Source organism: Bacteroidota bacterium (assembly GCA_018698135.1).
Classification (GTDB): domain Bacteria; phylum Bacteroidota; class Bacteroidia; order CAILMK01; family JAAYUY01; genus JABINZ01.
In genome coordinates, this window is the sequence record JABINZ010000018.1 from 1 (window position 1) to 3,657 (window position 3,657).

3 protein-coding genes are annotated in these 3,657 nt (G+C 34.2%); 2 read left to right on the forward strand and 1 reads right to left on the reverse strand.

Annotation, left to right across the window (positions count from 1 at the left end; all coding sequences use genetic code 11):
* Positions 1 to 16 precede the first annotated feature (16 nt).
* Together ccsA and HOG71_01465 are read left to right on the forward strand one after the other, a co-directional pair.
* Positions 17 to 2,677 (forward strand): cytochrome c biogenesis protein CcsA, encoded by a 2,661-nt coding sequence (gene ccsA, locus HOG71_01460; protein MBT5989495.1) that lies wholly within the window; start codon positions 17 to 19, stop codon positions 2,675 to 2,677.
* A gap of 91 nt (positions 2,678 to 2,768) precedes the next feature.
* Positions 2,769 to 3,050: a pyrimidine/purine nucleoside phosphorylase gene (locus HOG71_01465; GenBank protein ID MBT5989496.1), complete on the forward strand. Its 282-nt coding sequence runs from the start codon at positions 2,769 to 2,771 to the stop codon at positions 3,048 to 3,050.
* 70 nt (positions 3,051 to 3,120) lie between these two features.
* Here HOG71_01465 and HOG71_01470 read toward each other — a convergent pair.
* A partial coding sequence (locus HOG71_01470; GenBank protein MBT5989497.1) for a glutamate--tRNA ligase occupies positions 3,121 to 3,657 on the reverse strand: 537 nt, incomplete at its 5' end.

Here is a 3,657-nt window from a genome sequence, read left to right on the forward strand (position 1 = left end):
ATCAAATGATTTTAGTATGAAAATGAAAGTCAATGATCAAAAAATAGATATTAAATACAAAGATTTTTATCGCAATGCAGAAGAAAAAATTGTTGAAGAAGAAGGTGGGGTTGAAATGATTTCTCTTGCTGTTTTTGATGGTAAATCACGTCATGATATTTCAATAATGGACATGGAGGTTAAGCAATTCAATGGAATGATGTTTACCCTTAACGACACTTCACTTACGCAGGCAGTAATACTTACAAATACTGACAGCGGGCTATTTATTAAATCTCCGATGGAGGTTGCCTATTTTAAAATGCTACAAAAAGACAGTGGCTTAATTGAATCACATAGTTTTTCTGAAATCCAACAACAAGCATTATACACAATTGGACAAATTCAATTTGTTATAAGCAATGTTTCGAAATCTGCTAAAATAGCTTATTCTGAAGCAGGCAAAGGCCACGAAAACCTAAACGATGCTTTAGTTATTAATGTTAGTGTAGGTGATCAATTACAGGAAGTAGTTTTACTGGGCAAGGAAAACCAACTTGGGTCTATGGCCAATGTGGAGTTTGAGAACATTAGTTTGAGTTTATCCTATGGATCAAAACTAATTACACTTCCTTTCTCCCTCCATTTAAATGACTTTCAGTTAGACCGCTACCCTGGATCAAATAGTCCTTCATCTTTTGCCAGCGAAGTCACCCTTATTGATATTGAAAATAACATCGAGAAGCCTTATCGTATATTCATGAACAACATCTTGAACTATGGAGGTTATCGTTTTTTTCAATCTAATTTCGATCCAGATGAAAAAGGAACGATTCTAAGTGTCAACCATGATTTTTGGGGCACAATGATAACATATATTGGCTATTTGATGATGGCTATTGGTATGATTTTCACCTTATTTACCCGAAGCAGTCGTTTTCGTTTCCTGACTAAAGCCTCAACTTTTGTTAAAGAAAAAATAAAGAAAACAAGTGCTGCTATTACATTACTTTTCATTCTTTTATTTGCATCAAGCATTCAACTTAATGCACAAGCTCCTGAACAACTTAATATCGATGTAGATCATGCTGCTTATTTTGGCGAGATACTTATTCAGGACAGAAGTGGTCGATTGGAGCCAATAAGTACAAAATCCTCTGAAATACTAAGGAAAATTAGTAGGAAGACCGAGTTCAATGGATTAACTGCCGATCAGGTTTTTTTAGGCATGCTTGTCAACTCATACTATTGGAAAGATGTCCCAATGATTAAAGTTTCTCATCCAGAAGTCAAGAAAATAATTGGCATCAGTGGAAAATATGCTTCATTCAACCAAATTGTTGATAAAGAAAATGGATACAAACTCAGACAATATGTAGATGAAGCCAATGCAACAGAATCTGCCAATCGAGGAAAATTTGAAAAAGATATATTGGCTGTTGACGAGCGAGTAAACATAAGCTATTTCATCTATATGGGCACATACCTAACTGTATTCCCAAAGCAAAACGATGCTACTTACAAATGGCTTTCACCTGTTGAAGCTTGGAAAACAATAACTGGAGAAGATTCTATTTTTGTTAGCAGTATATTTTCATTATACATTGAAAGTGTTCATACGGCCAGTGAATCTGGAAACTGGGATGAAGCAAATCAGATAGTAAAAGCAATAAAAGCTTATCAAGATGTTAGAGGAGGCGATATTTTGCCATCAGAAACAAAAATAAAATTAGAAATCAAATACAATAATATTAACATTTTTAATCGACTTACCTCCTATTATGGTTTGATTGGTTTGATACTTTTAATTCTTCACTTTATAAGCATACTTACACGAATCAAACTGAATAAAGTAATTAATATCGCATCGTGGTTTATTATTCTTGGCTTTGTATTCCACTCAATTGGATTAGGAGTTCGGTGGTATATTTCCGGCCATGCACCTTGGAGTAATGCCTATGAATCGATGGTATTTATTGCATGGGCTAGTAGTCTTTCAGGGATACTGTTTTTCAAAAGGTCGTCTATTACACTCACAGCAACAGCCTTATTGTCTGCATTAATTCTATCCGTAGCACATTTAAATTGGTTGGATCCTGAAATTACAAACCTAGTTCCTGTCCTAAAATCGTATTGGTTAATAATTCATGTTGCAATTATTACTTCTAGCTATGGTTTTCTTGGACTTGGAGCCATTTTAGCATTTTTCAATTTATTGCTAATGATATTAAGAACACGAAAGAACTCATCAAACCTAACTATCAAAATACAAGAGTTTTCTTACATAGCAGAATCCACTTTAGTTTTCGGGCTTTTTCTGCTCACAATAGGAACATTTTTAGGAGGTGTTTGGGCAAACGAATCTTGGGGCAGATATTGGGGCTGGGATCCAAAAGAGACCTGGGCGCTGGTTACTGTTCTAGTATATTCTTTTATTTTACACATGCGCTTCATCCCTGGATTTAGAGGCTTCTATGCATTTAATCTGGCAGCATTGGTTGGTTATGGATCTGTATTAATGACCTATTTTGGTGTAAACTATTACCTTTCAGGAATGCATTCATACGCAGCTGGTGATCCCGTTCCTGTTCCAACATTTGTTTATTATACGGTCGGAATTATTTTCATAATTGCTGTTATTGCATTTATTCAGCACAAAAGAAATGATAAATTTAAATCATCTACCGCGCAGAAATAAGTTTTAATGCAGTTGGAATAATTATTTCAGTTTTCCAATGGTAATTTCAATTTTTATTTAAAGTTTGTATTTAACAAAACAGTTAAAAATCATGTTTAAAACAAACGATTACTTTGATGGCAAAGTGAAATCCATTGCTTTTGAAAATAATGAAGGACCTACTACTGCTGGTGTTATGGCCGCAGGTGAATATGAATTCGGAACAAGCTCTATAGAATATATGACAGTTACTTCTGGAAAAATGGAAGTTCTGCTACCCAAAAAAGAAGATTGGAAAGTCTATTATAAGTCTGAAACATTTAAAGTTCAGGCAAATGCAAAATTCAAAGTTAAAGTTAAGGAAGACACTTCATATATTTGTCGATACGAATAAGGTTTTATCCCTATTCATTGTTGTGCATAATTGAGGCTTGTTAACAATCTGCAATACTTTCTGAGCAGCCTTATGGAATCATTTGAATTCCTTTTTCAATTCTATTAATCGTTTCTTGTTTTCCCAAGATTTCAGCAATATCAAATAAATGCGGTCCCATACCTGAGCCTACCAGACACAGACGGAAAACATTCATAACTGCTCCAAAACCCAACTCTTTTTCTTCCAAATAAGATTTCACTCTATCCTCTATTTTTTTTGATGTAAAATCATCTATTTGGCCTAGCAAATCAATTACTTCCTTTAATATTTCCGGGCTGTTTTCTTTCCAACGTTTCTTAACAATTTTTCCATCATATTCCTCAGGTGCAACAAAGAAGAACCAGGATTGCTCCCATATGTCAGCAACAAAGGTTGCTCGTTCCCGAACCAATTCAACTATTCTTTGTACAAATGAAATATCTACAATAATTTCTTTTTCATTCAACAAATCATTGAATTCAAGACTTAATTCATCAATATCTTGCAATTGCATATAGTGATGATTGAACCATTTTGCTTTTTCAGGGTCAAATTTTGCTCCTGACTTACTTACTCTATCCAGTGA